Raw genomic sequence first — 26,833 nt, 5'->3', positions numbered from 1 at the left:
GTCAATCATCCAATCTTAGGGAAAAATCAGCCTCTCTTATCATTGAAGGGAACGCAGAGACCTGATACGTCATATATAACAACGCCCTTTTTTAAAACTACAAAAAGAAAATGTGACCATATGCCCTACTCGCCAGTCTAATTCATATAAAAACCAGCCAAGTGCTGGCTTAATCCCTCCAATACGAAAGGAGCTGTTATCCATGGGTTCAACCGATCTCGTTAACCAGGCCATCCAAGGAGATCGTGAAGCCTTTATCCGGCTTATTCGAGACATTGAAAACTCTTTGTACAATACGGCAAAATCCATGCTGCGAAAAGAGGAGGACGTGGCCGATGCCATTCAGGAGACAATCCTGAACGCATACAAATCGGTGCATACACTCCGGGAACCCCGGTATTTCAAAACCTGGCTGTTTCGCATCCTCATCAATGAATGTAACACGATGCTGTCCCGCCGCTCTCTATCCACTGCTTATGCGGAGGTACCTTCAGAAAAGCGGGAACATTCCAGTCCCTATGATGAGGTCGATATGCGAGAAGCGGTAGACCGTCTGGAGGAATCGAAACGAATTGTAGTCGTTTTGCATTATTTTGAAGACCTGTCTCTCCGTCAAGTCGCCGATGCCCTCAATATTTCCGAAAGTGCAGTGAAAATGAGACTTACCCGGGCAAGGCAGGAGTTATATCAGAAATTCAAAAATTTTCGGGAGGTAAACTTACATGTCAAACCCGTTTAATATCGATCAGGAATTAAAGAACCAAGCGAAGGAGCGTCCTCTGATGTCTGAACTTGTGCGTAACCGGATTGATGCCACACTGGATTCTCTGCCGGCGTCCCCAAACACATTGAAAACCGAACAAACTTTGCGCTCCAGTCGCCGGAACAAGCGATGGCACAAGGCTGCAGCTGCGACGATCGCAGCCGGAGTATTGGGCGTGACCGTATTTGCATCCGGCTTTGTATCACCGGCCATGGCCGCCTCCTTGCGCAACATCCCACTTGTAGGAAGCCTCTTCAGCTCGATAGAAGCCGATATGGGTCTGCGAACGGCGGGCAATGACGGCTTGACTACCCCTGTTAACAGCAAGGTCGCTTACCAGGATGTGAAGCTGGAAGTCCTTGAAACAGTTTATGATGGTACCCGTGCTGCATTTCTGGTTCATTTCACTGCGCCTAATCTGAATCAAGGCGAATATGACAATGGCAAGGACATCGTGAAACTGAGCAGCGGAATTGAGAATGTCTTTTTCAAAGTCGATGGGTCCCTTTCGAATAGCGGACTGTTCTATAGTTCGGTAGGAGAAACGCAGCCAAATACACTGCTCTTTGAGCAGGTCATTTCCTCCGATCAGGGAACGGCACATTGGCCGGATCAGTTTGATGCTCAAGTTCAATTGACGTTGCAGGGCATCGATCATGAGTTCGAGCTGACGGTTCCATTTGCCAAATCAACAGAAAACATTCATCAGGTTCTGCCTAACACAGCCATGACCAACGATGTGTATACAGCCGCTGTTGCGGAAGCTGTGGTTACCCCTGTCACTACTCGTCTAACTACTGTTATCAGTTTGAACGATAAGAGTACTCTTACGGCAAAAGAGCAGGAACAGCTGAGTCACATCGGATTTGCCGTCTATGATGATCAAGGGCGGCAACTGACCTCACTTAGCGGCGAGGGCATCTATGAGGGAAACCAAATAACATCCGAGCGCATGTATGCTACGACTTCCAAAGATGTGAAATACCTGATAGTGAAACCTTTCAAGATCAAGGATGATTTTACGGAAGAGGTTAAAGATACTCAATTCATCAAGGGAATGGAAATGAAGATTCAGCTTCAATAGCCGGATCTCATTTCCTTATGAAGGAGCCATTCCATGTCCATCCAATATTCAATCTCATCTCCCATCGTACTTGGCCCATTATTCGTTCTGGTCCTGCTCGCCCTGATGATCCACGCCAGGGTGAGTAAAACCAGGTATACGGTCAGACAGTATGTGTCGATGCTCGCATTTGCCATATATATGTTGGGCGTTATGCATTTTGTATTCTTCCCTATCGACGTGAACATCGGAATCTATGCCAATCAAACTCCATGGTATCAAAGCATTCAATGGATTCCGCTCCTGACCGCGGATGCACCAAGCTTTCTCCTAAACATTGTGCTGTTTATGCCACTGGGGTTCATGCTTCCTTTCATCAAGCCTTGGATTCATTCGTTGCAAACAGCAGCATTAGCGGGATTGGCTTTAAGTATCCTTATTGAAATAACACAGTTGCTGCTCCGAGTAACCTTGGGCAACGGTCGCAGTACCGATCTGAACGATATAATAGCCAATACAACGGGAAGTGTACTTGGTTTTGTCATCCTGAATCTGTTTACAAAAAGTTCCATCGGACAGCGCCTCATGACGCTGTGGGAGTCACCACAGGGAGTATCACCCAAAGATATACAGTAAAATGAATATGAGCATGCATAACGCCCCTTGAAGGCAAAACATGGTCCATACACCAAGATGAAAAAAGTCGCCTGCTATGGTACAATGAAAGAATTGTGTATTCAGAGACAGACATGTGGATAAAGGCCATGAACGAAGGATTTCTGATGCGCTTTTATCCATTCATCATGCTGCCATTTTAGGGAGGCTTATGGAACAACCATGCTCATTATTGGTATCGCCGGAGGAACCGGCTCCGGTAAAACGACGGTAGCTCGCTCCGTCATAGACCGTCTGGGATCAGCTAAAGTTACGTTTATATCCCAAGACAATTATTACAAAGACCAGTCGCAGCTCACACCTGAGCAACGCCGACTCACCAATTACGATCACCCGTTTGCATTCGATAATGATCTGTTGATTGAGCATCTCACCCTGTTGAAAAAAGGCCAAGCGGCGTATGCTCCCGTATATGACTTCACCATAGATAACCGTGCTGCCAATGAGACGGTTGAACTGGCACCGAACCATATTGTCATTGTAGAAGGATTGCATGTGCTGATTAATGAACATCTTCGCAGTCTGATGGACATCAAAGTATTTGTTGATACTGATTCCGATGTTCGGATTCTACGAAGAGTCCTGCGGGATATTGAAGAGCGCGGACGCACGATCCAATCCGTGTACAAACAATACCTCGAAACGGTAAAACCAATGCACGATGCTTTTATCGAGCCATCCAAAAAGTATGCTGATATCATTATTCCAGAAGGCGGACATAATGAAGTAGGTATTCAGATGTTATCCATCCTCACCGAGAAATACCTCACCGGGGAAAATTGGAACGGCGCTTAATTTGCTGCAATGCAACACAACAGAAATCCAGGTTACGATACAGCGTAATCTGGATTTTTTGTTGATTTTTCATTTATAATAGTCCCCAATAGTTGAAAGGAGATCTACCCCTATGGCTACTTTTGAAGAGTTCATGCAGCATGACATCCGGGTTGGTACCGTGGTGGAGGCCGAACCCTTCCCCAAGGCTCGCATACCCGCTATTAAAATGACGATCGACTTCGGACCACTTGGTCTTAAGCGCTCCAGTGCTCAGATTACTCAGCGATACACGCCTGACATGATCATCGGCAAACAGGTTGTTGCTGTAGTTAATTTTCCACCTCGGCGTATTGCCGGTTTTGTCTCTGAAGTACTTGTGCTTGGCGGCGTGCCTGGTGAAGGCGATGTTGTCTTGCTCTCACCGGATAGCCCATTGCCTAATGGAACACCGATAGCCTGACTTTATTTTGAGTAAAAAGAATATGGGCTTTTCAAATGTATGGAAATCGAGTATTCTTGATTTATTGATTATTGATGGAACTACATATGTTGGAGACCTTAAAGTATAAGGCTATGAATCTGCGGATTCGTGGCCTTTTTTTGTGTTTTTTGATGAGATATAGGTCTGGAGCATTAGTAAAAGTTGTGTGGAGAGGAGAAAACATATTGATAAATCATACCAACAGCCTAGTTTTACATGGTAGAATATTGATTATTATTACAAATTTAGTATCTAGTAGCCTGAAAAGTACATATCAAGGAGAGAAATTCACAATTGAGAGGAGCAAAATTCATGAGAAAAATGATGGTTTCCGGCGTAACGGCATTGGCTTTATTAACAGGGGGTATCGTAGGTTTTGGAGGCGTTGGGAGTTCTGTAGAAGCCGCACAAGCTACAACTAAATTCAAGGACGTTCCTTCTACACACTGGGCATCTTCAGCAATTAATTCGGCCGTGGAACAAGGTTATTTCAAGGGGTATGCCGACGGGACATTTAAACCAAGCTCACCGGTCACCAAAGCTGAAATGGCAAGTATTCTGGGACGTTTATCCGACCAGCCTAATGCATCAACACAAGAACAAAACAATTTCACGGACATACCTGAGTGGGCAAAAAGTGGTGTCTCTATTGCTATAGCAAAAGGTTTTATCAGCCCTTCTAATTATAAGGGGAAATTGGATGCACAAGGCGCTCTTCAACGAGGGGAGATGGCTACTTGGCTGACACAAGGGCTAACCGTGGTTGATCCTGAGTACAAACAAGCACTCTCTGATGTGACCAACACCGTTGTGCCTGCAAAGGAATATTTCACAGGTAAACTCGCAAGCGCTCAAAAAAATGCAGTCGCTGTTGCCCTGGGAACGGGACTGATGAGTGTGGCAAACGATAAAACATTTGGTGTTGATCGTACGACAACACGAGCTGAAGTAGCTGTATTGATCGCACGTTATGCAGCAGTTGCCAAGACAAAACCTGCCGATTTTCAGGGGCTGAATGAGCTGCGAGCGGTGGGTTTGACGGGGACAAATTTGAGTATTATTGCGCCTAAGTATCAAAAGACTCCAAAAAATAAATTCTTTGATTCATATGATTACAGTAAAGTCACTGATCAATTCTCTCAAGTCAGAAATAAAGAATTAGTTACAGTTACTAGTTATGCAGATGTCAAATTAAAAAATTGGATTATCATAAATCCGTATGTTACAGGATTAAAACGTAGTATCTATTATCCAGTTTTTGTTGATGAGAAAGACACCTTACTGCGTGGATCGTATTATTCTTTTGCTGAATTTGATTTAAATATTAAAAATTCCATGACTCAACTTCAGGCTGGTAGCCTTTTACAATCTCCAAGTATCAATGCTTTAAAATCACCAAATTCTGAATCTTTCTCTAAATACTCAGTACCGCATATTAATGATTCCCTTGGTAGTAAAGGGTTGTTTCAGGTTAAGAATCCTACTTACTGGTCGATGGGATTGTTACACTTTGATAAAGAATTAACCACTCAAGTGAAACTTATTACCAAAGAGGGAATCGACTTCAATATCACATCAAATTAATTTCAAAAGGGTGATCCACATTGCGTTTCGATTCCGTACTTAAAAAATCATTCATTGCTTTACTCATAATAAGTATATTATCACCTATCCCTTCTATTCTTGCTGGAGGTGGCCCGGGGGTAAAACCCCCTTTGGAGGCTCCACATTTTGAGCCTTCCACCCCAGCAAAATCTCAAAAGAAAGTTAGTCCTGTCGAGGGTAAAGGTACAAGTAATATCGGCATTTACATATATCAACTAGATAATATGAAGTGGCAAGTAGACGGAGAATGTAATGGACAAGAATTATCAAATAATTCTACTACAAATAAACCCAATTCATCCTTGGTGTGTATCAATCTTCCGCTAGACAAACCAGTCTACAAGCCAACTGTATATACAGATAAGCTTGGTGAACCACATCATAGCTCTGAATTCAATTCTGCTTCACTAAAACCAATGTATATGGACAATAAAGATTACTATACTTCGGGTGAACCTATTTTGGTGAGCGTAGATAGTTTCACAGGTGATGCAGTAAAATTTACGATGCAAATCGGAGGTGCGATTGAACCAACAGCTCACAGACCTTACAATCCACCTAAATACTCTGCTGACTACGTATTTAATACCGATTTATATTGGCGGGCCGTTGCCGAAATAACCAAAGAGATTAACCTAACCTCTGGCGGGCAACTTAGCTTGAACCAGTCCAAACAATTGAATGCAACGGTCAAAACGAAAAATGGTGATGGGAACTTTGGAGCGGAGACCAACGTAAACACTGGCAGCGGGGGTACAACGACATGGGAATCATCCAATCCTGGTGTCGCTACCGTGAGTAACTCCGGAGTGGTCCAAGCCGTCAGCAGAGGAACCACAACCATCAAAGTACTGTGGGAAAAGGATGATTTTGAGCTAACTACCACAACAAACATTGGCGTTGAAGAAAATCCGGGTCCTGGTGGTGAGGACGGTAACGGAGGCGGTGGAGGTTGCACACCAACGATTGGACCACCTTCTGCTGGAACCATCATGAGCATGAGTGATCTCGATCCAAATGCCAACGGTGTTATTAAGTCAGATAACAGAGATAATGAGACATTCAATGTGTTAAAAGGAATCCCTACTTCCGAGTCACTCTACACAAATGCCTTTGCTGACAATTACCTATTTAAACAAGCTTGGGCGAAAATGAGCGGTAAAATTACATACAACTGTAATGTCACAATCTCGTACGACAGAGAGTGGACAGTACCTGGACCGGAGGTATGTGATGATGATGGTTGTACATCAGGGACACCTGTACCTGCGAACGACACGGTACCCAAACTATACAACTTCCAAATCACAAGAGACTACTCCTACTGGAAAATTAATAACCTGGAAGTATATAAGATCGCTAAAGCAACCATGAACAATTACGCTTTGTCCGGAGAGACCGTTACGATGAATCCATCAGGATACACACCACCAACACTGGAGTCTAAAAATGATGAATCCGTAGAAAGCCATGTACGACCAGGGCAAACCACTTCTATCTCATATACTCCACCCAAATTAACAGGTGGTTTGAACCAACCTCCCAGTGTGCCTGATGATACATCACGGTTAAAAGAGATGGCTGAATCCAACACACCTCAAAGTAAAGTGAATAATGATTTAGTGAAATTCAACAACACAACCATTATGAATGATGTAGAAGCAACCAAAGATGGCCCAACACCATCCAACATCCCTAATCCAACAACGATCGGTCGCGATGTGTTGCACAAACCGGGTAATATGATCAGCAATTCCCTGCTGAATAAAGCAAATACCACAAGCTCTGGTGAGATCTATTATGATCTGCTACCAGGTAACGTGAACGGAGGTGCCAATAAAATATTACCGATTAACGGCATCAACACCGTCACCGTACATACCCCTGTCATTAACTACGCCTGGGTATCGGATGATCAGCCGCATAATCAGAAAACCGTACCGGACCCAACCAGCGCTGCACTCATTCTGGAACGTCCGTTCATTGTGCGAATTCCCACATCTGGGCAGCACTTGGACGCAGCAAGTTATCCTGGATATGGGAATCGGGACTACGCCAAATATTTTCGAATCAAACAGGTACAATTCCCGTTTGATGTCTACAACGCAGACCGGAGTCAGTTTATCCCTGCCAAGACATGGGTCGATATTTCGGTCAATCAACTGGATACCACATTCTACCTCCCTGTATGGGTAGACGAGGGAAAATACCATATTACATTCCGCAATATTGCAGAGAATGCACCTGCAAACTTTACCGAGCAACAGGATGCCAATACCAATCTGGCGCATCATGTTGCAGCAGACACCGTACCGGTAGATGTCATCGGAAGGTTATATGATTTTCACGTCACGGATATCTCTGATTACAACTGGGAAAATGTATTTCGCAAGCGATTGGGTAGTCCCGAACCAACGGGCTATAGCTACTGGACCGGGATGAATAGCATTGATGGTGATCCGCGAGGTAACCTAGCTCCATTTGTATTGCCCATTCGACCGGGAAGCCACCCGGTACAGGGATTTGCTAACGCAACTGTGAAGACAGGGTACCATTTCAAGTTCGATCTGAAGACCAAGGGCAATATGTTTGGCAATCAGGATGGTATTCGAATTACACCCACTTTTCTTTTGTGAGTAAAGACGGGTCCTCGCGGCAAGAAGTGGATCTGTACTACCATCGAGGCCAGGAACGCCTAATCCGTATCGGATCGGCTCAGGATCTGGAGAAACGCTCTGTTGTCCTTAACTCACGTCTTCGAAATGTACCCGGTACAGAGTTAGGCGATACAGCGCGTTATCAGTATACTTATGAACTGACAGCGGAAGAACGCAGCCAGCGTACGTTGGCAGAACATATGGTTCGCCTAGTCGATCAGACATCTCATCAAAAAACATGGGTAGGTCGCTATGACTGGATGATCCTGTCCGCTCCGATTCGGACACTCATTGGACCCAAAACGGATATTCCTTCCGGGGTCAACGTGGACCGGGCCAATGCAGCAATCCAGCGTTGGTACGGGGAGTACAGCTTGCCGGCCGATGTATATGCCGTACCAAAAGGTACGGATCTTGAACCCCTCGCCCGACAAAATCAGCTGGATGAGAAATCGAATGTTTTTCTGAAAAATGGTTATATCGTGGTCAACTTCAACATGGAGAGCCTGCGAAAAGGAAATACAGAAGTACCCCATTTGCAATACATTCATGCACCGCTGATGAATCAATGGCAGATGGACGGTTTCAACAAAACGCCAACAGACAGTCACGGCAGAACCTGGCCTCTGAAGGATGGGGATATTGTCTTTTACCATGCTGATCAGTCCAGCCGGAACGACTTCCAATCCCAAGTACCACACTAGTTTGAATCTCTCATGTCAGTACGACTTGCTAAGCAGATGTAGCCAACCACATATGGGCAGAAGAGTCTATATGCGGAGTACCTCTCCAAAATAAGACTGACTGTCCTTATAGTGATAATCACCTAATGAAGCAATCAATAATTATATGATAAAATAGCCATGAAGTGTCAGACTAAGTACTATACAGCCTACGCAAAACTATGGTGTGCTTAATAACATAGGTGTACTGAACCAAATACGATAAAGCTTTCACAAGTTATTCCAGTGTCACATCCCAGCTACACACAACATGCCTGTTATACAACAAAAGGGTTATCCTGAAAGTCATCTATGGACTTCTGGGGTAACCCTTCTTGCATCATTCTCTTTTTATAACCTTACTTAGACTATAAAGAAAACCCGCACATTAGTATTATCCTGACAGACTTTCTTCAGGAGAAAGGTAGGTTAGCAGGAACGTGATGCCGAACAATACGACTACGAGTTGTAATAATCGTTTAACGATATATCTGCTCAAGTGCTCTAACGTCCTTCCCCACAACTTTATGTATGTGCCATGATGTTCTTCGTCCACAGCTCCGCTGAAAACTTATAAATTCTATCAAAAAAGGCGTCCCTCTCCGTGTTACTGGATGAGGACGCCTTAAATAAGCAGATTTTCAGAAAAAATCATGCTCTCTAAACACCTTCCTATCTCCCGTAGGGTACTACTGTGTTTGTTAAACGGCAGGTCTCCTGGCTCCAGACTCATCGTCACTTGCAGCTCCTTCCCGGCTTAAACCAGTGGATTATCACTACCTGACTCCTCTGTTACAGTGGCGGGACCGCGCCGGTATTACACCGGATTTCCCTATTAAGCTTCCACCCTGACGGGCAAAGCACCAAGTTCCACATATTCAATTACATACCTCTAACTGCCAATTCTCGAACCCTTTGGAGATACACCCGTCACTCGCTTGAACATCTTGGAAAACAGTAATGGGTCCGTATAACCAACAGAATGGGCCACTTCACTGACCGACAGCCCTGGATTCTGAAGAAGTTCGGCAGCCCTATTCATGCGGTACTCCAGAAAAAAGGACTGTAGCGACATGCCATATCGCTCTTTGAACAATCCTGATAGATACGTGCGATCCAGCCCCACAGCTTGGGCAATATCCAGAATGGAAGTTCGCTGACTGTACCTGTTCTCCATAAACTGCACCGCCTGCCGGATGTACGTTTCTTTGTTCGAAAGGAGCTGCCCTATCTCTTCCTCCACAGGTGAAGAAGAGATTAATTCTGCCATCAAGCGGTACAAGAGACTCTGATTCATCACATCGCCTCCCGGACGCGTAGAAGCCTGGACCAACTCCGTATACAATTGTTCCATCGTATTTGTATCCTGGGCATCATACACCGGTCGCTCCGGGCTCAATTGGGCACGTTGCATGAATGCTTTGGCTTGTACGCCTTTAAAACCAAACCACGAATACGTCCAGGGCTCCTGCGGATCTGCCTCATAATGAATAAGCGTGTCCGGGAAAATGATAAAACCCTGTCCCTCGCTAAGCTTGTACTCCTGATCCCCCATGTACACGGTGCCCCGTCCTTCATGGATGTAGTGCACAATGTAAGAATCACGTACACCCGGTCCCCAATAATGCGCAGGGTCACATGCCTCCCACCCAAAAAACAACAACATCAGCTCCATCTGTGTCCAGCCTGCGGGAACCACATTCATCTCTATTTTTCTCATTTTATGCCCTCCCTCCTTGTTTCCTTCCCAGGTTCACCATCTGTATGTCTAATTAAATTATAACAGCTAAAGCACAACATTATTAGTTGAAAACGGAAACAAAAATGGGATTATGCCATGTTTGAGAGGGGTTGAGCCATAGTTATATATGCCGAATCGGCCTATAGTTGGGGTACAACATTTTTCAGGGAGGCTGAACTTAAGATGAACAAAATTACGTTTCTCGGTGCGGGAAGCACCGTCTTTGTCAAAAATGTATTGGGTGATGTCATGATGACCGAAGCACTGCAGGATTTTGAGTTGGCATTGTTTGATATCGATGCTGAACGTCTGAGCGATTCAGAGCGTTTGCTGACCAGTCTGGCCCGTTCACTCGGAAGCCGTTGCGTTGTGAACGTATATCATGACCGCAAAGAAGCGCTGCGCGGGGCCAAATATGTCATCAACGCTATCCAGGTCGGTGGATATGATCCATGTACCATTACAGACTTCGAGATTCCGAAGAAATACGGATTGCGTCAAACAATTGCAGATACACTCGGCATCGGCGGAATTTTCCGTAATCTGCGTACGATTCCTGTTATGCTGGATTTCGCCCGAGATATGCAGGAAGTATGTCCGGATGCGTGGTTCCTGAACTACACCAACCCGATGGCTGTGCTTACCAACGTCATGAATGTACATGGTGGGATCAAAACCGTAGGATTGTGTCATAGTGTACAGGTATGTGTACCGCATCTGTTTGATGCACTGGGGATCGATCAGACAGGTGTCGTGGCGAAGATTGCAGGGATCAACCACATGGCGTGGCTGCTCGAAGTAACAAAAGACGGGCAGGATCTGTACCCCGAGATTAAACGTCTGGCGAAGGAAAAACAGAAGGAACAGCATGACGACATGGTTCGTTTTGAGCTGATGCAGCGTTTTGGCTATTATGTAACGGAATCCTCCGAGCACAATGCCGAGTACCATCCTTACTTCATCAAACGGAATTACCCGGAGCTGATTGAACGCTTCAATATTCCACTGGATGAGTATCCACGCCGCTGTGTGAACCAGATTGAAGGCTGGAAAGAAATGCGTACCAAGCTGTTTGCCAGCGAAAATATTGAACATACCCGCAGCCGTGAATACGCATCGCATATTATTGAAGCGATGGAGACGAATACCCCTTACAAGATTGGCGGCAACGTCATGAACAACGGACTGATTACAAACCTGCCGCGTGAGGCATGTGTCGAGGTACCTTGTCTGGTCGATGGATCAGGGATCAGCCCTACGTACATTGGGGATCTGCCTCCACAACTCGCGGCATTGAACCGGACAAACATCAACACGCAACTGCTGACAATTGAAGCGGCAATCACTGGCAAAAAAGAACATATCTATCATGCCGCCATGCTTGATCCACACACGGCTGCCGAGCTGTCTATCGATGACATCGTAGCGATGTGTGATGAGTTGATTGAGGCTCACGGCGACTGGTTGCCAAAATACACGTCATAATACAAAAGCACCGTTTCCTTTGCTGTTAAAGGGGACGGTGCTTTGTTCGTTCCATAGTGCTCACCCGCTGAATGGTGAATCACATCATGGTTAAGGAATGTCTTGCTCCCTTAAACTTCATTCGGCAGGGAGCAAAAAGCGATAACCAATGCCAGGCTCCGTCTGAATATATCGCGGATTCGTTGGATCTTCATTTAATTTTTTACGCAGATGTCCCACATATACCCGAAGATAATGGCTGTCGGACTCATGATGATGCCCTCCCCATACTTGCTGCAAAAGCTGACGCTGGGTGATGATCTTCCCCGCATTCGAGGCGAGCACCTTCAGCATCTCATATTCCGTTGGGGTTAATTTGACCAAAGTCCCCTCCAGTTCCACCTGCCTTTGGGCCAGATCAATCGTGAGTGATCCGAAGCGTAGTATTGGCTCATCCGTCGTTTTGGCTACATGACGAAGCGCCACTCGAATACGGGCGACCAACTCACCCATTCCGAATGGTTTGGTCACATAATCATCTGCACCACCATCCAACGCGGCAATTTTGTCTCCCTCCTGATCCTTCGCTGTCAGCACAATAATTGGCACCTGTGACCATTCACGAATCCGGCGAAGCACCTCCATGCCAGACATGCCTGGCAAACCAAGATCAAGGATGATCAGATCCGGATGTACAATACTGGCCTGAATAACGCCCTCTTCGCCATCCCCACACTCGAGGAGTTCGAATTGGTGTGCCTGAAGGGTGACCTTGAGCAATTTGCGAATCTGCGGCTCATCATCGATCACCAGTATGCGAGCCCCTAGTGTTGCGTTCATGTTATCCTTCAACCTCTCCTTGTTCTGAATAGGGAAACCGCGGTCCGTGAGCCTCCATGGGGATATCTATGCGCATTCTCGTTCCCCCGCCCGAATTCGGCTCTGCTAATATGGTACCTCCGTGGACCTCCACAATTCCTTTGCAGATTGCCAGACCAAGCCCCGTTCCTGTGACATGCTGAGTAGACTCCGAGCGATAGAACTTATCAAATATACGTATTCTTTCTGCCTCCGGTATACCGATGCCTTGATCAGCTACCCAGATCGTCAATTGACTTGAACTCTTATCACTCGCCACAGTGATAACAATCTGGCTCTCATCAGGCGAATATTTGATGGCGTTGCTGACGATATTGACCAGTACCTGCTCCAGCAATACTTCATCTCCGTAGATGAAGGCCGGATCATCAGGCAGTTCAACTTGAATGTTACGATGCGGACTGAATTCCCGAACCTGTGTCAATACAACGCTGATCATGTCCCCCACGTCACACCATTTCCGGTTCAGTTGCAACATGCCGCTCTCCAGCCGAACCATACCCAGCAGATTCGTGACGAGACGATTCATGCGCAAGGCTCCATCCCGAATGTTGCCAGTTAATTCTCTCCGATCCTCGGATGTAAAAAGAGTATCATTCTCCAACAATCCCGTAGCCGAGCCGATAATGGCAGTTAGGGGCGTACGCAATTCATGAGAGACAGAGTCCAGCAGCGCTGTGCGTATGCGCTCCGATTCGGCAGTGATCTGCGCCAATCGGGCCTCTTCAGCCAGCTTCACTCGGGCAATGGCACCTGCGGCCAGTCCTCCGCATGCTTCTAGCAAACGAAGCTGTTCTTGCTGCTCATGAACCTCATCAGCGTCCATGCTCACAGCAAGCACGCCATGAATCTGCTCCTCTGTGCGTAGCGGCACGTAAAGTCCGGGAGATTCCCGCAGAGTAGATGATCCTTTACCAGCGAGCTGTCCGTGATGATATACCCATTTGGCAATGGCAATCTCCGACTCTCCATCTCCCCAGCCACCCTTTTCCCCTTCTGATTCGGGTGCAGAAGAGCTTGTAACCAGCAGATCCCCCTGCCCATCCGGAAGATACACTGCCGCGGGCTTACCCAGGGTAAGCGATACTTGGGTTGCAATGTTAAACAGCAACGTATTCAGATCCGTAATAGCTGTCATCTGACGACTCAATGCGTACAGGGAGTTAGTTGTGGCCTCACGTGCTTTTACCATCTCCAGTTGTTGTCTCAATCGACCGGCAAGACTCGCCGTCAGAATCGCCACCGCAAGATATACAACAAAGGAGATGAGATATCTCAAGTCTTCAACCGTAAAGCTCAAATATGGCGGTACAAAAAAGAAGTCAAACATAATGACGCTAAAACTCGCGGCATATACAGCTGGCCCCATTCCCCAATACACAGCACTCACAAGTACGGGAAACAGGTATATAAGCGCTACATTCACCAGATCACCACTCATGCCGATGGCATGAAGCAGCAAAGTTAGCAGCGTCACCGCGAGGGTCACCCATACATATGCAGGAACCCGTTTCCCATGGGATGCCTGCGTTTCTTTTTTATTCGTTCAGACAATATCCATTCACATCCCGCTCAGTTCATAATCGTAATCTGCAACGATTAATACATCCAGATGCCGCGACAACCGTACAAGTCGGTTGACCACCGAACCTGAGCCGCGGTAGCCATTCAGCCACCACACCCGTCTTGCCTGCCCGACAACCAACTGGGTTGCTCTCGCCTCCGATGCCTTTATTGCCAAAATCTCAGGTACATTGCGCAGTCTTGGACTGTGATGAATATGAAATTGACCACCAAGCCGAATCGTCAGCTGCTCCAACGCTTCCAGATGGCACTTCACTTCGTCACTCATGGACTCGCCGATGTGGATATGATGTACATGCCAGATGGCTTTTAGACGATAAGCCATGCGGAATCCGCGCCGGATCAGCCGCTCGGCATGACGATCACTGCTTACACATACAAAGACCGCTTCCTGTCTGCGCCAAGGTCCTCGAAGTGTAATTTTAGCCTGCTGTGTTTCAAGCCGTTCATCGACATCGTCCGCCAGTTCGCGCAGGGCAAGTTCTCGCAAGGCAATCAAATTACCGATTTTGAAGAAATTCACAAGGGCTTGCTCGACCTTGGCAGTTGCATAGATTTTACCCTCCCTCATGCGCTGCCGCAAGGCCTGGGGTGCCACATCAATCAGCTGCACCTCATCCGCCATCTGAATGATCCGATCGGGTACGGTCTCGCGGACACGAACACCTGTAATATGTTCAACGGCATCATTTAGACTTTCGAGATGCTGTACGTTCATTGTGGTAATCACCGAGATGCCTGCATTCAGCAGGAGCAGGACATCTTCATAACGCTTTTGCCGGACACTCCCGGGTACATTCGTATGTGCCAGTTCATCCACAAGCACCACTTCTGGGCAAAGATGCAGAATGGCCTCTGTGTCCATCTCTTCCAGACGAGTTTCCTGATAAACGCGCTTCGCGCGAGGGATCACAGACAGGTTGCCCATCTGCTCCACGGTTTCTGCCCGTCCATGTGTCTCCAGCAAGCCGATCTGCACATCGATGCCCTTGCGGAGCAAATCATTGCCTTCCCGAAGCATCATGTAGGTTTTACCTACACCGGGCGCGGCTCCGATATATATTTTGAATGTGCCGCGCTGAATCTGGCCAATCTGTTCCTTCATTTCCTGCTCGCTTAGTCTGCGGTATGTCAGCGACTCCACATCGTTAACTTTAGCCGGAACCACACGTTCACCCTCCCGGGCCGCTCGATCAGCAACCAGAAACAGATCAACACCATGTAATCTGCGCAGCAGTGAGTTAACAACGGACCCCTGCCACAGTTCCTGCCAGCGCGTACGCCGGGAGTGTCCCATCACAATCCGGGTAATCTGGTGCTCCATTGCGTAACGCGCCAGCGTAGACGGGATATTGCGACGGTGTAATATAGATAACTCCTCCATATGGCCGCCAAACTTCTCCACCAGCTTGATCATATTGCGCCGAAATACGATTGCCTCCTTTGTTAATGACTGCTTCCTATTCCGGAAAACCACGGCGCACAAATCACCATTCAGCCGTTTGGCAATCTGTTGCCCACGCCGGATATAGATGGAGCCGTTCCAATGATATTGCGTGGACACCAGAATCCGCTCCATGATGCCTGTTGTGACGGTAATTCCCATCTCCTCCCGATGCTCACGCAAGGATTCATTCACCCCTTCTGCCACCAACCTCAGGGCCAGTTCGCGCAGAATACCCAGATTACCTTGACGAAATACAGCTTCTCCCTCATGCCCCTTCAGATGACCTTCTGCCAGACGGCTCAGTATCGTTTCCGGCGTGACGTCAATCAGCTTGACTTCATCCGCAAGTTCCAGTGTATCCGCGGGTACCGTATGTTCTGCTGCGATCCCTGTAAGTTGTCGTGCCAGCTCGGTATAGCCTTCCAGCTCATACACATTCACCGTTGTCATGACACTGATGTTGTTTCGGAGCAAAAACTGAATGTCCTCCAGTCGGGTAGCATAGCGAGCGCCTTCTCTGTTGCGATGTGCCAAACCATCCACCAGCACAACTTCCGGATTACGCGCCATTAGTGCATCCAAGTTCAGATCCTTCATCTCTACATCATCACTCTGGCGCACCCAGTGAATGCTTGGAATCCTTTCGAGTGCGCCAAGTTGCTCCACCGTTTCCGGTCTGCGCATCGTGGACACGGCACAGATGACCACATCAATGCCCTGCTGGCGTAACGTGTTCCCTTCCCGCAGCATGTGATACGTTTTGCCCGATCCACTGACTGGGCCGATGTAGATTTTGAGCGTACCCTGCTGCAGCTTCGTAATCATCTTCAGCATCTCTTCCGGTGACTTGCGCTTGAAGCTGTCTTCCATCCGTCCTCTCCCCCTTTCCTTTAAAAATAGGATGAAAAAAATGGAGAAAGCCCCTCCCTATATATCGTGAGCAGGCTAATATGTTCGTTAGTTCATTTCTGCTGTCAGCGCCAGATTCAGAGCCGTTACATTCACAAGCGGTTCTCCGAATATACCCATCTGACGACCTTCCGTATGCTCATCTACAAGTTGCACAAGTTGCTGTTCACTAAGCCCCGTAGCTTCGCTAATACGTGGGATCTGTGCCTCAGCGGCTTCGGGAGAGAGATCCGGATCAAGTCCAGAGCCTGAACCCGTCACGAGATCAGCAGGGATCCGCTTCAATCCCGGGTTTTCCTGCTGGAGCTGAGCAATCTTTTCTTTTATCTCGCTGATATACTCCTCCGAAGCTACGGCGCGATTCGAACCGGCTGAAGCCGTTGGGTCATAACCAGCATTTGATGCCCGGGGCTGGAACAGCCCTGGCGATTGAATTTCCTGCGCCAGCAGTGACGAGCCGATGATTTTCTCATCTTGCGTAATCAGACTGCCGTTCGCCTGCCCAGGGAAGAGAAGTTGGGCTACGCCAGTTGTTACAAGCGGGTAGATTAGACCGCAGATCAACATGAGCACGACGGATAGCCGTACGGCGGGTAAGAACATGTTCATACAGATCACTTCCTGAATTCTTATTAGGATAAAAGGAGAATTTCGCTAAACATTGCGGTGTATCATGCTTTAGTTCAAAGTTTCGAGATCACATCGTTTTCTCAAAGAATCCCCGACAGAACCATATCAATGAGCTTAATGCCGATAAAAGGTACAATCACACCACCTACGCCATAGATGAACACATTGCGACCAAGCAGCCTCTCGGCTGACATCGCCCGATACTTGACACCTTTCATCGCAATGGGAATAAGCAGCGGAATAATAATCGCGTTGAAGATCAGCGCCGACAGGATTGCAGACTGCGGTGAAGCCAGATTCATAATATTCAGTGCCTGAAGCTGCGGCATGGCGAGAATGAACATGGCTGGGATGATGGCAAAATATTTCGCAATATCATTGGATATCGAAAAGGTTGTGAGCGCACCGCGTGTAATCAGCAGCTGCTTGCCAATGGAGACGACCGACAATAGCTTGGTCGGGTCGGAATCCAAGTCAATCATATTCGCCGCTTCTTTGGCCGCCATGGTGCCCGAATTCATCGCCAGGCCCACATCGGCCTGCGCAAGAGCAGGAGCATCGTTGGTACCGTCGCCCGTCATGGCGACGAGTTTGCCCTCCTGCTGCTCTTTTTTGATCGCCGCAATCTTGTCCTCGGGCTTCGCTTCGGCAATAAAATCATCCACGCCCGCTTCCAGCGCTATGGTCGCTGCGGTTAACGGATTGTCGCCTGTACACATAATGGTCTTGATCCCCATGGCGCGCATCTCGGCGAACTTCTCTTTCAGCCCTGGCTTCACAGTGTCTTTCAGATAGATCACACCGTAGATGCGTTCATCGATAGCTACAGCAAGCGGCGTACCCCCAGCCTTTGCAATTCGATTTGCGATCTCATCCAGATCCCCCGGTATACGGCCTCCTTCGGAAGTGATATATCTTTTGATCGCATCTACCGCACCTTTGCGGATCTTCATTCCGCTACTCAGATTGAGACCGGACATCCGGGTCTCTGCCGTGAATTCCACATTTTCCGTATGTGCATACTCCGTCTCAGGCCAGCTCTGGCCTTGTTTGCCTGCCAGTTCTACAACAGAACGCCCTTCCGGGGTCTCGTCTCGCACAGAAGCCTGTAAAGCAGCTTGCGTCATCTCTGACGAAGTAATGCCCAGAACAGGAATAAACTCAGATGCCAAGCGGTTTCCGTATGTGATCGTTCCTGTTTTGTCCAGAATCAACGTGTCGATATCCCCGGCTGCTTCCACCGCTTTACCTGACATGGCGAGCACATTGAACTGCGTAACACGGTCCATCCCGGCAATACCAATGGCGGACAATAGCCCACCAATTGTTGTTGGGATCAGGCAGACGAGCAGTGCAATCAGGGTCGCCAGATCCAGTCGAATACCCAGGTAATTCGCCATCGGAACCATTGTGAGTATGACGATCAGGAAGATCAGCGTTAATACGGCGAGCAGGGTTGTCAGCGCAATTTCATTGGGTGTTTTCTGGCGCTGTGCACCCTCAACCAGAGAGATCATCCGGTCAAGGAATGACTCACCCGGATCGGTCTGAACACGCATGACGATGTAATCGGACACGACACGTGTGCCTCCGGTAACCGACGAAAAATCGCCTCCCGCTTCCTTGATGACCGGGGCAGATTCTCCCGTAATGGCCGATTCATCAATAGAGGCCAAGCCCTCCATAATCTCACCGTCCGTCGGGATCAGTTCACCGACTTCCACACGTACCATATCGCCTTTTTTCAACTGGGTCGAAGACACTTGTCTAACCGTTCCATCCTTCTGCACAAGATTGGCCATAGTGTCCGACTTCGTCTTGCGTAACGTATCCGCCTGCGCCTTACCTCTTCCTTCTGCAAGTGCCTCCGCGAAGTTAGCGAACAGCAGCGTGAACAGCAAAATGAAAAATACGGCGATATTGTACCCGCGCCCAGCCTCGGATGCGGTGAAGAGATCGGGATTAATGCATAATAAGAGCGTAATGAATGTACCCACCTCGACAATAAACATGACCGGATTTTTGATCATGACCACCGGATTTAGCTTTTTGAACGCATCGAGTGAAGCCTGAAGTATCATATCCTTGCTTAACGACCGTTTCGATCCGGGATCACGTTGAATATTACCGCGGTTGTTATCCGGCTCATTGCCCTTCGTTCTAAACATTTCTGTATCCATGTGTTGCATCGTCTGCTCCTTCTTTCGTTCGACTGCATTCATCGTGCACTGCCACCTCCATACGTTACGTCGATACACCAATTTCTCTGTAGAGCCCCTGTCGTATCCCTCATAGAATCATTGCCAAGTGTTCTGCGATCGGTCCAAGGGCAAGTGAAGGGAAGAATGTGAGTGCGCCGACAACAACAATCATCATGACCAGAATGCCAGCAAAGAGAGGTGTATGTGTCCGCAATGTACCTGTAGTTACAGGTACAACCCGTTTCGTAGCAAGTGAACCCGCGATAGCGAGCATGGCGATCATGGAAACGTACCTTCCGAGCAGCATAACGATACCAATCGCGATGTTGTAAAAGTCTGTATTGGCATTCAGTCCGGCAAAGGCCGATCCATTATTGGCTGCACCCGAGGCAAAAGCATAGAGAACTTCGGTCAGGCCATGCATACCCCCGTTCGAGATGGACGCAACAGCTTCAGGCCGCATAAGTGCGAGTGCCGTTGGCGCAAGAATAATCAAAGGATGAATGAGCAAGGCGATGGATGCGAGCTTCACTTCTCTGCCCTCGATTTTTTTGCCCAGAAACTCAGGTGTGCGTCCTACCATCAATCCACAGATAAACACAGCCAGAATCACATACAACAGTCCGTTGATCAGCCCTACCCCTTTGCCGCCAAACACATTGTTGAGCATCATCTGAGCCAGTGATACCATGCCTCCAAGTGGAGTGAGCGACTCGTGCATATTGTTGACCGAACCTGTTGTGGCCGCCGTCGTGACTGCTGTGAATAAAGCCGATTCGGGTATGCCGAACCTGACCTCTTTCCCCTCCATATTGCCCTGCAGACCTGCTGCATCCAACGCGGGTACACCGCGATATTCGGAGACAAATACGGTGGTCAACATCACAAGGAAAAGAAAACTCATCGCTGCGAACAATGCCCAACCCTGCTTCCGGTTATTGACCATCAAGCCGAAGGCGTATACCAGTGCAGTAGGCAACAGCATCATGCAAACGATATGCACCAGATTGCTCAGGGCCGTCGGATTCTCGAATGGATGTGCAGCATTGGTTCCAAACCAGCCACCACCGTTGGTGCCAATGTGTTTGATCGACTCCAGTGAGGCGACCAATCCACGTGTAATGGTCTGCTGCGCGCCTTCGAGCGTCGTTGCGTTCACCGCTCCCGCGAGCGTCTGAGGCACACCCTGGAACACCAGAAACAAGGCCACGATGAAGCTCAGCGGTAAAAAAATCCTCGTAATCGACCGTACAAGGTCGACGTAAAAGTTCCCCAGTTCATCCCGGCGGCCTACCAGCCCACGAATGAACGCAATGGCTACCGCGAAACCCGTCGCTGCCGACGTAAACATCGGGAACGTCACCGCCAGCATCTGTGACAGGTACGACAGGGCGTTCTCGCCCGTATACGACTGCCAGTTCGTGTTGGTCATGAACGAAACGGCCGTATTAAATGCTTGCGCCGCTGGCATATTGCCGATCCCATCCGGATTGAGGGGTAAATATTTTTGCAGTCGCAGCACCAGAAACATCAATATCAACATTACAAAGTTGGAGAGGAGAACGGCCATGAGGTACTTTTTCCACCCCATGGACTCGTTCTCCCGTACCCCCATCACTCGATAGAGCAGTCGCTCCGGCCCGCCAAAAACCCGATCCAGCCCCGTTCGCTGTCCGTCGAACACGTTCACTACATATTTTCCCACCGGTTTCACCAGCAGCAGGATGATCAGCAGCGTCACTGCTACTTGCACTACACCGATACCCATATCCGCATTTCCTCCCTATTCAACGTTCCCTTGTTCCGCATTACGCACATCGTCAGCATCAGAATTCCTCTGGCTTCACCAGCACATAACCGAGATAGATCACCAGTGCGAGTACAATCATGCCGATGACAATCATTCCGCTCCCCCTCTCTACCCTCAAGCCTTTTCGCAAAATTTCACAAATCCCCAAAACACCGCAAACAGCAGCACAACCAATCCTATCATCGTGGCATCATTCACCATGCGCCCTTCCTCCCTCTCTCTACCGTTCTCTGCACCTGCTACATGTAAAATCGTAATACGAAACGCTGTAAAAAAGGGGTAAAGAAATGCCTCCACAGGTGTAAAAAAAGCGTAAAAAAGACCCGCTCTCCTCAGCAATAGGCTGAAAAGAACGGGTTTATAAGGTTTACCATTTATCCAAATGGATTCTGTACCCACTGCAATAATCTCTTTTTTGTAATTTTGCCATGTGAGGTATGTTTGACGACTTGTCCCTGATCGAGCAGAAGTACCTGGGGTGACTCATGGTGAACCTCTGTCTCTTCCGCAATATGGCGGGACAACGAGCGATTTTCAATCACTTTGACGATGCGGTAGTCCATAGGTTGTTTGGGATCTGATGCATTGGTGCCTACAAACGCCATAAACTCTCTGTACGCTCTCGCACTGGTCGGACAAGTTGTGCTGTGTTTCAGGATAAGCACCGGATGATCCTGCGAGCGATGCAGCGCGTCTTCCCAGTCATCTGGTTTATGCAATTCACGGACATGTTCGCTGAGCATATGTTCCGAGTCTGACCCTGCACGTTTGCTAGCCACCGAACCAATCACAATGCCAAGTGCCAAGCCAAAAGCAATCCCGAGTCCAAGCTGCTGTGTAGCCGTACCAATGCTGACTCCCATGGCAACACCTATAGCAAGCCATACGGCTTGATGATTCACCTTTTTATCCATACAGATCTTCCCTTCACGAAATATGTATATCATGGCTATATCTTCTCACCTTACATTCTGATCAAATTATAGCATAGGCCTCTGTGGGCAGGCTTTGATAATCTTCATCTCCGAGTATAGATTTCAGCGTTTCGATTTATGCAAAATGCTCATTTGTGATACACTGGTTGTAATTTGGAAACGATGAACATGAAGAATGGATTGGAAGGGCGGAAATTCCATATGACATACGCGTTTATGATTGAACCACAGGATTTTATTGCGCTGGATAACGAAGATGAGCTGATTGAGAAATGTCAGGAGTGGGGCCTGCTTTCTGGTAAAGCGACCAAACTCAAAACGTTCTATTATAAAGGAAACGGATTAAACATGCCGTGCACCATCATTGGATATGTCGATCACATGGCAGCCGTTATTCAACTGGATAATGGACAAAAACATTGCATTCACCCGTCGTATCTGAAGGAAATGCAAGCGTCCAGTTACAGCGCCAGAAGCATAAGTAATGCCGGGTCAGATCGAAGCACAGAATCGACAACTTCGGATACAGTCGCACCAGTCTCTGCTGATGTTACGTCAACTCCAGATGCCCTGGTTAATCCGGATGAAATTCCGGCGGATCTGGATGATTCGGACGACACGGACACAGATGAATTCTCCTCGGGGCTGAAGGGTGATCCGGATGGACTAGTAGAAGAGTATGTTGGACCTCAGTCCGGGGCAGCCAGTGAAGCCAAACCTAAAGCCAAAACAGCGAGCAAAGCTAAGAGCGTTAAGATTGATCTGCCCGAAGGTAAAGTGAAGATGAGTGCCGTTGTCAAAGAATTCACCACCGTACCGAATCACTTCTCTGACAATGACGATGAAGTCATCATCTATGAAGCAGTTACCATCACGGAGCCAGATGTCATCGACGTTGGGGAAGCCTGGTCGAGCCACAGTGCTACTGTTAAGAAACAAGAACTGGAAGTGGGAGACGTTATCACGTTTGAAGCCAAAATCATCAAGAAGAAGCTGACACGTAACCCGGTTCCTTATAAAATCAACAACCCTTCCAAAATTCAGAAGGAAGGGTAATCCCACGCCGTATAGGGAAAAACAAAAAACCTCCAGAACTGCTCAAAGCAGATCGCGGAGGTTTTGCCGTTTGTAGGCTATATTAGCGAAGAGTACGCTCTTAAGCTTGTCCCGGTTTAGCACTGATCTGAAAATGTACGCCGAATTTGTCGACAACCGTGCCGTAGGCTGGACTCCAGAACGTCTCTTGTATCGCCATTTCCACTACGCCGCCATCTTCCAGTTGGCTGAAAATAGCTTTGGCTTCATCCACAGTATCCGTGTTCACAGTAATACTAACATGATTACCTATGGTGTACGGCATGCCTGGAAATGTGTCGGACAACATTAATACCGAGCTGCCAATCTGCAAAGAAGCATGCATAATACGGTCTTTCGCTTCTGGCGGGATGGGATGATTCGGGTCAGATGGACCGTCACCAAATGTTTGAAGCGCGAGCACTTCCGCTCCAAATGCCTTTTGATAAAAATCTACCGCTTCACGTCCATTACCGTCTGTTATCAGATACACATTCAAGCTGATCGACATGCGTTCTTCATCTCCTTGGGCTCATGTAATTATACGATTCACGCCACTTGCGACATGAGTATATATGAACAGGTTGTCCTTTGACAAGCATATATTTCTGCACTCATCTCTGCGGACTTTTACACGATTAGGGTTACCATCATATTCTTAATCCATCCCTCTCTCCACTAGTTCTTTCGCTTGCGTATATAGTAGAGAATACTGATCAGAACACCCGGAACCAGTGCTGCAAAACTGGCATAGATCAGACACCATTTCAACAAGGTAAATATCGGAGTGAGTTCAGCAAGCACAGGCGTACGTTCAGGATAACGATACATGATCAGAGACGCACCTATATTTTCAAGCATATCCATAACCCAACCTAAGACTGGAATAAGATTCGCCCAGCGCCAGCGACTCTTCACCGGAAGCACGCGATAGAGTACTGATAACAGAACGACCAGTAACAACAGATAGGCCAACGGCCATATGAGGTCAAATGTGAACCGTGCATAGATATAGGCGCTCCGCCCTGCTTCTCCATACTGCTCAGCCATCTGATAAAGATCATCCGCAGTGTACAAAAAAGAGGAATCCGGGGACTGACCACCACCTGTGGCCTCCTCCGACTTTGCCGCCTGCCAGGGCAGAATGAATGTAATAAAACAAGCAAATACAACAACCGAAGCTGCAACCCATTTCCAATTCACCCGCTGATAGAACCAATTTGACACTTTATTCAGCACGTTCCGTCTCCTTTCCGATAAAAAAAAGACCACTCTCCCGAATCCTATCGGTAAAATGGTTGTGTTCAATCCTATGAAGTTATCGAGCTTGAACGATGTTATCTATTTCACTTTTCAATAAGAGGTATCGGTGAACACTTCTCATGATCGGGACCTTCGTTAGTTTGTTCTTGTCCACGTACAGTTTCATCTGGTCTTTGGTCAAACCAAGCAAACTTCCAGCTTCCGATACCGTCAACACTACCTCGGGGTTCGTAGCATTAAACGTCCTCTTTACTTTCTGATTCCAGTCCTCGAATACCTGCATAGATCAGTGACATCTCCTATCCATAGCCAGTTATTATCAGGCTGAATATATCCAGTATACCACACTTGTGCTGCTCGTAACTTAATCCTTGCGCAGAACCATATTCTGATAGGCATATTTCCTGCTTGACCCTGACGCTAACTCGAGGGTTTATACTGGCTTCAGGAGGGGATTAGCATGAGTATGTCACCTGAACATGTAACCAAGAAACGACGCAGCAGTGGAATAGCCATTATCGGATTGAGTTGGTTGACGATGACATTGGGTCTGTTTTTTGCTACACTCGCAGGGGAGTTTGTCAGCACTATTGGTGCTGCTGATTGGATGGTTCATCTCACCCAAGCTGTTGTCATTATTAGTATCGTCTTGCCCTTACTATTCGTCATTCGAAGACACTTCCATATGAAGTCCGTTCTTCTTCCTCTGACAGGAAAAAGCATAATTCACTTGCTCTCTGGCGCATTTTTTGCCACTTCTCTGGCCTTCATTGGGTTAGCGATAGCTAGTATGAACAACTGGATTACGATTACGGAGTGGCACTTTTCAGCCGAGTTCTTGCTTGCTGTCGTACTTAATAGTTGTATTGCTTTCTTGTATGAAGCTTTGCCAGAGGAACTATCTATGCGAGGCATGGTCTATGATGGATTACGCTTCAGACTGCGACTTCCTGTGTTTTTCGCTTATGTAACTCAAATCATACTCTTTCTGCTGGTTCCGATGAGTGTCAGCCTATTGCAAGAGCTCGTCGGTATGGATGCCGGAAACCGGATAACCCTGGATTATATGATCCTGCTCTTGACCTATGGTATTACATTACAGCTCCTGCGCAGTTTGACCAGATCTTTATGGGCCTCCATCGGATTTCATATCGCTTACCTGGAAGTAGCCCGATTCGTTGTTGTGCCAGGTGATAGACCGGCATTGTTAAGTTATACTGCGCAAGATAATGGGTTGGCCGAAATATTTATTTTGTATATGATGATAATCTTCGTCGGTGGAATCATTCTGGCGGTGCTCAATGCATGGCGCTGGTGGAGAATACATAAATCATGAGGGAGGGCTCTGCCTGTTGTATACCGTTGGACAACTATCCAAACATACTGGAGTATCCATCCGAACACTGCATTATTATGAGAAGCTGGGTTTACTGCGACCGGCCCGTAACGAGATCAATCAGTATCGTTTATATGGTGAAAAGGATATTTTACGGCTTCAGCAGATTACCATTCTGAAGAAAATGCATTTTAAATTGAATGAGATTGGAGAATTCCTCGATCAGGATGCTGCTCGCTCCGAACCAGAGAGTACCCTCACTTTATGGAATAATACGTTGGAACAACAACTGGCCGTCGTAAAGGAACAGCAGGAGAGATTAAGCAAGGTCGAGCATCTTCTTTTTTCAACCCTATATGCCATCAGAGCCTCCGGTACAATCAGTCTGGATGAGATGTTGGGTTTCATCCGTGAACTGGATCAGCCTCCGAGCAGGTTCCGTCAAGATGTTTTTACACCTGAAGAAATGGAATCGTTACCTCTGAATAATCAGAACAATTCACTATCCATGGAATGGGCCGATATTCTTAAAGATATTCATACATGCAAGATGGAACCTCCGGATTCCGAAGCCTCACGATTACTGGCCATCCGAATCTCTGATTATGCTGAAAGGACTTTTCAAGGGAATGCAGAATTGGCAGAAAAATATTGGGATTATATTACCCCAGAGGATGATCAGTCAGCTCGTGTATATGGTATGACAATGGAAACCATGCGTTACATCGAAATGATCCTGGATCGATGGGCAGTCCAGAATCCTGATGATCAACAATAAGAGCCACTTCGAAAAGTGGCCCTTGATCCATTCCCTCTT

At 47.5% G+C, this 26,833-nt stretch carries 25 protein-coding genes and 1 riboswitch; of the genes, 12 read left to right on the top strand and 13 right to left on the bottom strand.

The annotated features are described in order from the left end of the window. Positions 1–202 precede the first annotated feature (202 nt). The 8 genes from FE296_RS08300 (at position 203) to FE296_RS33225 (ending at position 8,725) form a co-directional block, all read left to right on the top strand. On the top strand, positions 203–739 hold the full coding sequence (locus tag FE296_RS08300) for a sigma-70 family RNA polymerase sigma factor (RefSeq protein WP_124118256.1): 537 nt from the start codon (positions 203–205) through the stop codon (positions 737–739). Then, the gene (locus FE296_RS08295; RefSeq protein WP_124118257.1) at positions 723–1,847 is read left to right on the top strand and encodes a DUF4179 domain-containing protein; all 1,125 of its coding nucleotides are present in this window, start codon (positions 723–725) and stop codon (positions 1,845–1,847) included. The genes FE296_RS08300 and FE296_RS08295 overlap by 17 nt, the downstream gene beginning before the upstream one ends. Positions 1,848–1,880: 33 nt before the next feature. Beyond that, a complete protein-coding gene (locus FE296_RS08290) occupies positions 1,881–2,462 on the top strand; it encodes a VanZ family protein (protein WP_150364710.1) in 582 nt (193 codons plus the stop codon). Between the two features lie 201 nt (positions 2,463–2,663). Further along, positions 2,664–3,296 carry a uridine kinase gene (gene udk, locus FE296_RS08285; RefSeq protein ID WP_150364709.1) on the top strand — a complete coding sequence of 211 codons (633 nt, stop codon included), beginning with the start codon at positions 2,664–2,666 and terminating at the stop codon, positions 3,294–3,296. A gap of 112 nt (positions 3,297–3,408) precedes the next feature. Next, the gene (gene csaA, locus FE296_RS08280) at positions 3,409–3,738 is read left to right on the top strand and encodes a chaperone CsaA (protein WP_047841512.1); all 330 of its coding nucleotides are present in this window, start codon (positions 3,409–3,411) and stop codon (positions 3,736–3,738) included. A 333-nt stretch (positions 3,739–4,071) separates the two neighbouring features. Continuing rightward, positions 4,072–5,343, top strand: a complete 1,272-nt coding sequence (locus FE296_RS08275; RefSeq protein ID WP_150364708.1) for an S-layer homology domain-containing protein — start codon at positions 4,072–4,074, stop codon at positions 5,341–5,343. A 485-nt stretch (positions 5,344–5,828) separates the two neighbouring features. Further along, complete coding sequence (locus FE296_RS08270; RefSeq protein ID WP_223868813.1) at positions 5,829–8,000, top strand: DUF5704 domain-containing protein; 2,172 nt, start codon at positions 5,829–5,831, stop codon at positions 7,998–8,000. After that, entirely contained in the window at positions 7,997–8,725 is a 729-nt protein-coding gene (locus tag FE296_RS33225) for a hypothetical protein (protein ID WP_223868812.1), read from the top strand. Before FE296_RS08270 ends, FE296_RS33225 begins: the two co-directional genes overlap by 4 nt. 708 nt (positions 8,726–9,433) lie before the next feature. Then, positions 9,434–9,626, bottom strand: a riboswitch (cobalamin riboswitch). 9 nt (positions 9,627–9,635) lie between these two features. On the opposite strand, the gene FE296_RS08265 is transcribed toward FE296_RS33225, so the two are convergent. Further along, on the bottom strand, positions 9,636–10,463 hold the full coding sequence (locus FE296_RS08265) for an AraC family transcriptional regulator (protein WP_150364707.1): 828 nt from the start codon (positions 10,461–10,463) through the stop codon (positions 9,636–9,638). Between the two features lie 204 nt (positions 10,464–10,667). Here FE296_RS08265 and melA point away from each other — a divergent pair, with 204 nt between their 5' ends. Beyond that, positions 10,668–11,969, top strand: coding sequence for an alpha-glucosidase/alpha-galactosidase (gene melA / locus FE296_RS08260; protein WP_124118260.1), 1,302 nt, complete (start codon positions 10,668–10,670; stop codon positions 11,967–11,969). A gap of 117 nt (positions 11,970–12,086) precedes the next feature. On the opposite strand, the gene FE296_RS08255 is transcribed toward melA, so the two are convergent. The 9 genes from FE296_RS08255 to ytxJ all read right to left on the bottom strand — a co-directional run bounded on the left by FE296_RS08255 (position 12,087) and on the right by ytxJ (position 22,322). Continuing rightward, the gene (locus FE296_RS08255; protein ID WP_150364706.1) at positions 12,087–12,788 is read right to left on the bottom strand and encodes a response regulator; all 702 of its coding nucleotides are present in this window, start codon (positions 12,786–12,788) and stop codon (positions 12,087–12,089) included. 1 nt (position 12,789) lies between these two features. Continuing rightward, the gene (locus FE296_RS08250) at positions 12,790–14,304 is read right to left on the bottom strand and encodes an ATP-binding protein (protein ID WP_150364705.1); all 1,515 of its coding nucleotides are present in this window, start codon (positions 14,302–14,304) and stop codon (positions 12,790–12,792) included. Positions 14,305–14,388: 84 nt separating this feature from the next. Further along, positions 14,389–16,728 carry a histidine kinase gene (locus FE296_RS08245; protein WP_150364704.1) on the bottom strand — a complete coding sequence of 780 codons (2,340 nt, stop codon included), beginning with the start codon at positions 16,726–16,728 and terminating at the stop codon, positions 14,389–14,391. Positions 16,729–16,815: 87 nt separating this feature from the next. Further along, positions 16,816–17,376 (bottom strand): potassium-transporting ATPase subunit KdpC, encoded by a 561-nt coding sequence (gene kdpC, locus FE296_RS08240; protein ID WP_150364703.1) that lies wholly within the window; start codon positions 17,374–17,376, stop codon positions 16,816–16,818. 101 nt (positions 17,377–17,477) lie between these two features. Next, positions 17,478–19,478: a potassium-transporting ATPase subunit KdpB gene (gene kdpB, locus FE296_RS08235; protein ID WP_223868817.1), complete on the bottom strand. Its 2,001-nt coding sequence runs from the start codon at positions 19,476–19,478 to the stop codon at positions 17,478–17,480. Positions 19,479–19,686: 208 nt separating this feature from the next. Beyond that, on the bottom strand, positions 19,687–21,366 hold the full coding sequence (kdpA, locus tag FE296_RS08230; protein ID WP_411860567.1) for a potassium-transporting ATPase subunit KdpA: 1,680 nt from the start codon (positions 21,364–21,366) through the stop codon (positions 19,687–19,689). A gap of 58 nt (positions 21,367–21,424) precedes the next feature. Beyond that, the gene (locus FE296_RS08225) at positions 21,425–21,526 is read right to left on the bottom strand and encodes a potassium-transporting ATPase subunit F (protein ID WP_190945087.1); all 102 of its coding nucleotides are present in this window, start codon (positions 21,524–21,526) and stop codon (positions 21,425–21,427) included. Beyond that, positions 21,523–21,807 carry a hypothetical protein gene (locus FE296_RS08220; RefSeq protein ID WP_150364700.1) on the bottom strand — a complete coding sequence of 95 codons (285 nt, stop codon included), beginning with the start codon at positions 21,805–21,807 and terminating at the stop codon, positions 21,523–21,525. Before FE296_RS08220 ends, FE296_RS08225 begins: the two co-directional genes overlap by 4 nt. Further along, positions 21,783–22,322, bottom strand: coding sequence for a bacillithiol system redox-active protein YtxJ (gene ytxJ / locus FE296_RS08215; protein WP_223868810.1), 540 nt, complete (start codon positions 22,320–22,322; stop codon positions 21,783–21,785). The genes FE296_RS08220 and ytxJ overlap by 25 nt, the downstream gene beginning before the upstream one ends. A 189-nt stretch (positions 22,323–22,511) precedes the next feature. Here ytxJ and FE296_RS08210 point away from each other — a divergent pair, with 189 nt between their 5' ends. After that, positions 22,512–23,399, top strand: a complete 888-nt coding sequence (locus FE296_RS08210; protein WP_223868816.1) for a hypothetical protein — start codon at positions 22,512–22,514, stop codon at positions 23,397–23,399. 100 nt (positions 23,400–23,499) lie between these two features. On the opposite strand, the gene FE296_RS08205 is transcribed toward FE296_RS08210, so the two are convergent. The 3 genes from FE296_RS08205 to FE296_RS08195 all read right to left on the bottom strand — a co-directional run bounded on the left by FE296_RS08205 (position 23,500) and on the right by FE296_RS08195 (position 24,963). Next, the gene (locus FE296_RS08205) at positions 23,500–23,928 is read right to left on the bottom strand and encodes a VOC family protein (protein ID WP_124118268.1); all 429 of its coding nucleotides are present in this window, start codon (positions 23,926–23,928) and stop codon (positions 23,500–23,502) included. Positions 23,929–24,095: 167 nt separating this feature from the next. After that, on the bottom strand, positions 24,096–24,656 hold the full coding sequence (locus FE296_RS08200; protein WP_150364698.1) for a hypothetical protein: 561 nt from the start codon (positions 24,654–24,656) through the stop codon (positions 24,096–24,098). Positions 24,657–24,735: 79 nt separating this feature from the next. Next, positions 24,736–24,963 carry a hypothetical protein gene (locus FE296_RS08195; RefSeq protein ID WP_017691180.1) on the bottom strand — a complete coding sequence of 76 codons (228 nt, stop codon included), beginning with the start codon at positions 24,961–24,963 and terminating at the stop codon, positions 24,736–24,738. Between the two features lie 177 nt (positions 24,964–25,140). On the opposite strand from FE296_RS08195, the gene FE296_RS08190 reads away from it, so the two are divergent. Beyond that, on the top strand, positions 25,141–26,016 hold the full coding sequence (locus FE296_RS08190; protein ID WP_150364697.1) for a CPBP family glutamic-type intramembrane protease: 876 nt from the start codon (positions 25,141–25,143) through the stop codon (positions 26,014–26,016). Between the two features lie 16 nt (positions 26,017–26,032). Next, entirely contained in the window at positions 26,033–26,794 is a 762-nt protein-coding gene (locus FE296_RS08185) for a MerR family transcriptional regulator (protein ID WP_150364696.1), read from the top strand. The last annotated feature ends 39 nt before the right edge of the window (positions 26,795–26,833 follow it).

Source organism: Paenibacillus sp. UASWS1643 (assembly GCF_008693195.1).
Classification (GTDB): domain Bacteria; phylum Bacillota; class Bacilli; order Paenibacillales; family Paenibacillaceae; genus Paenibacillus; species Paenibacillus amylolyticus_B.
The sequence above is the reverse complement of the archived record's forward strand: the minus strand, read 5'-3'. Positions and strand labels throughout refer to the sequence as shown.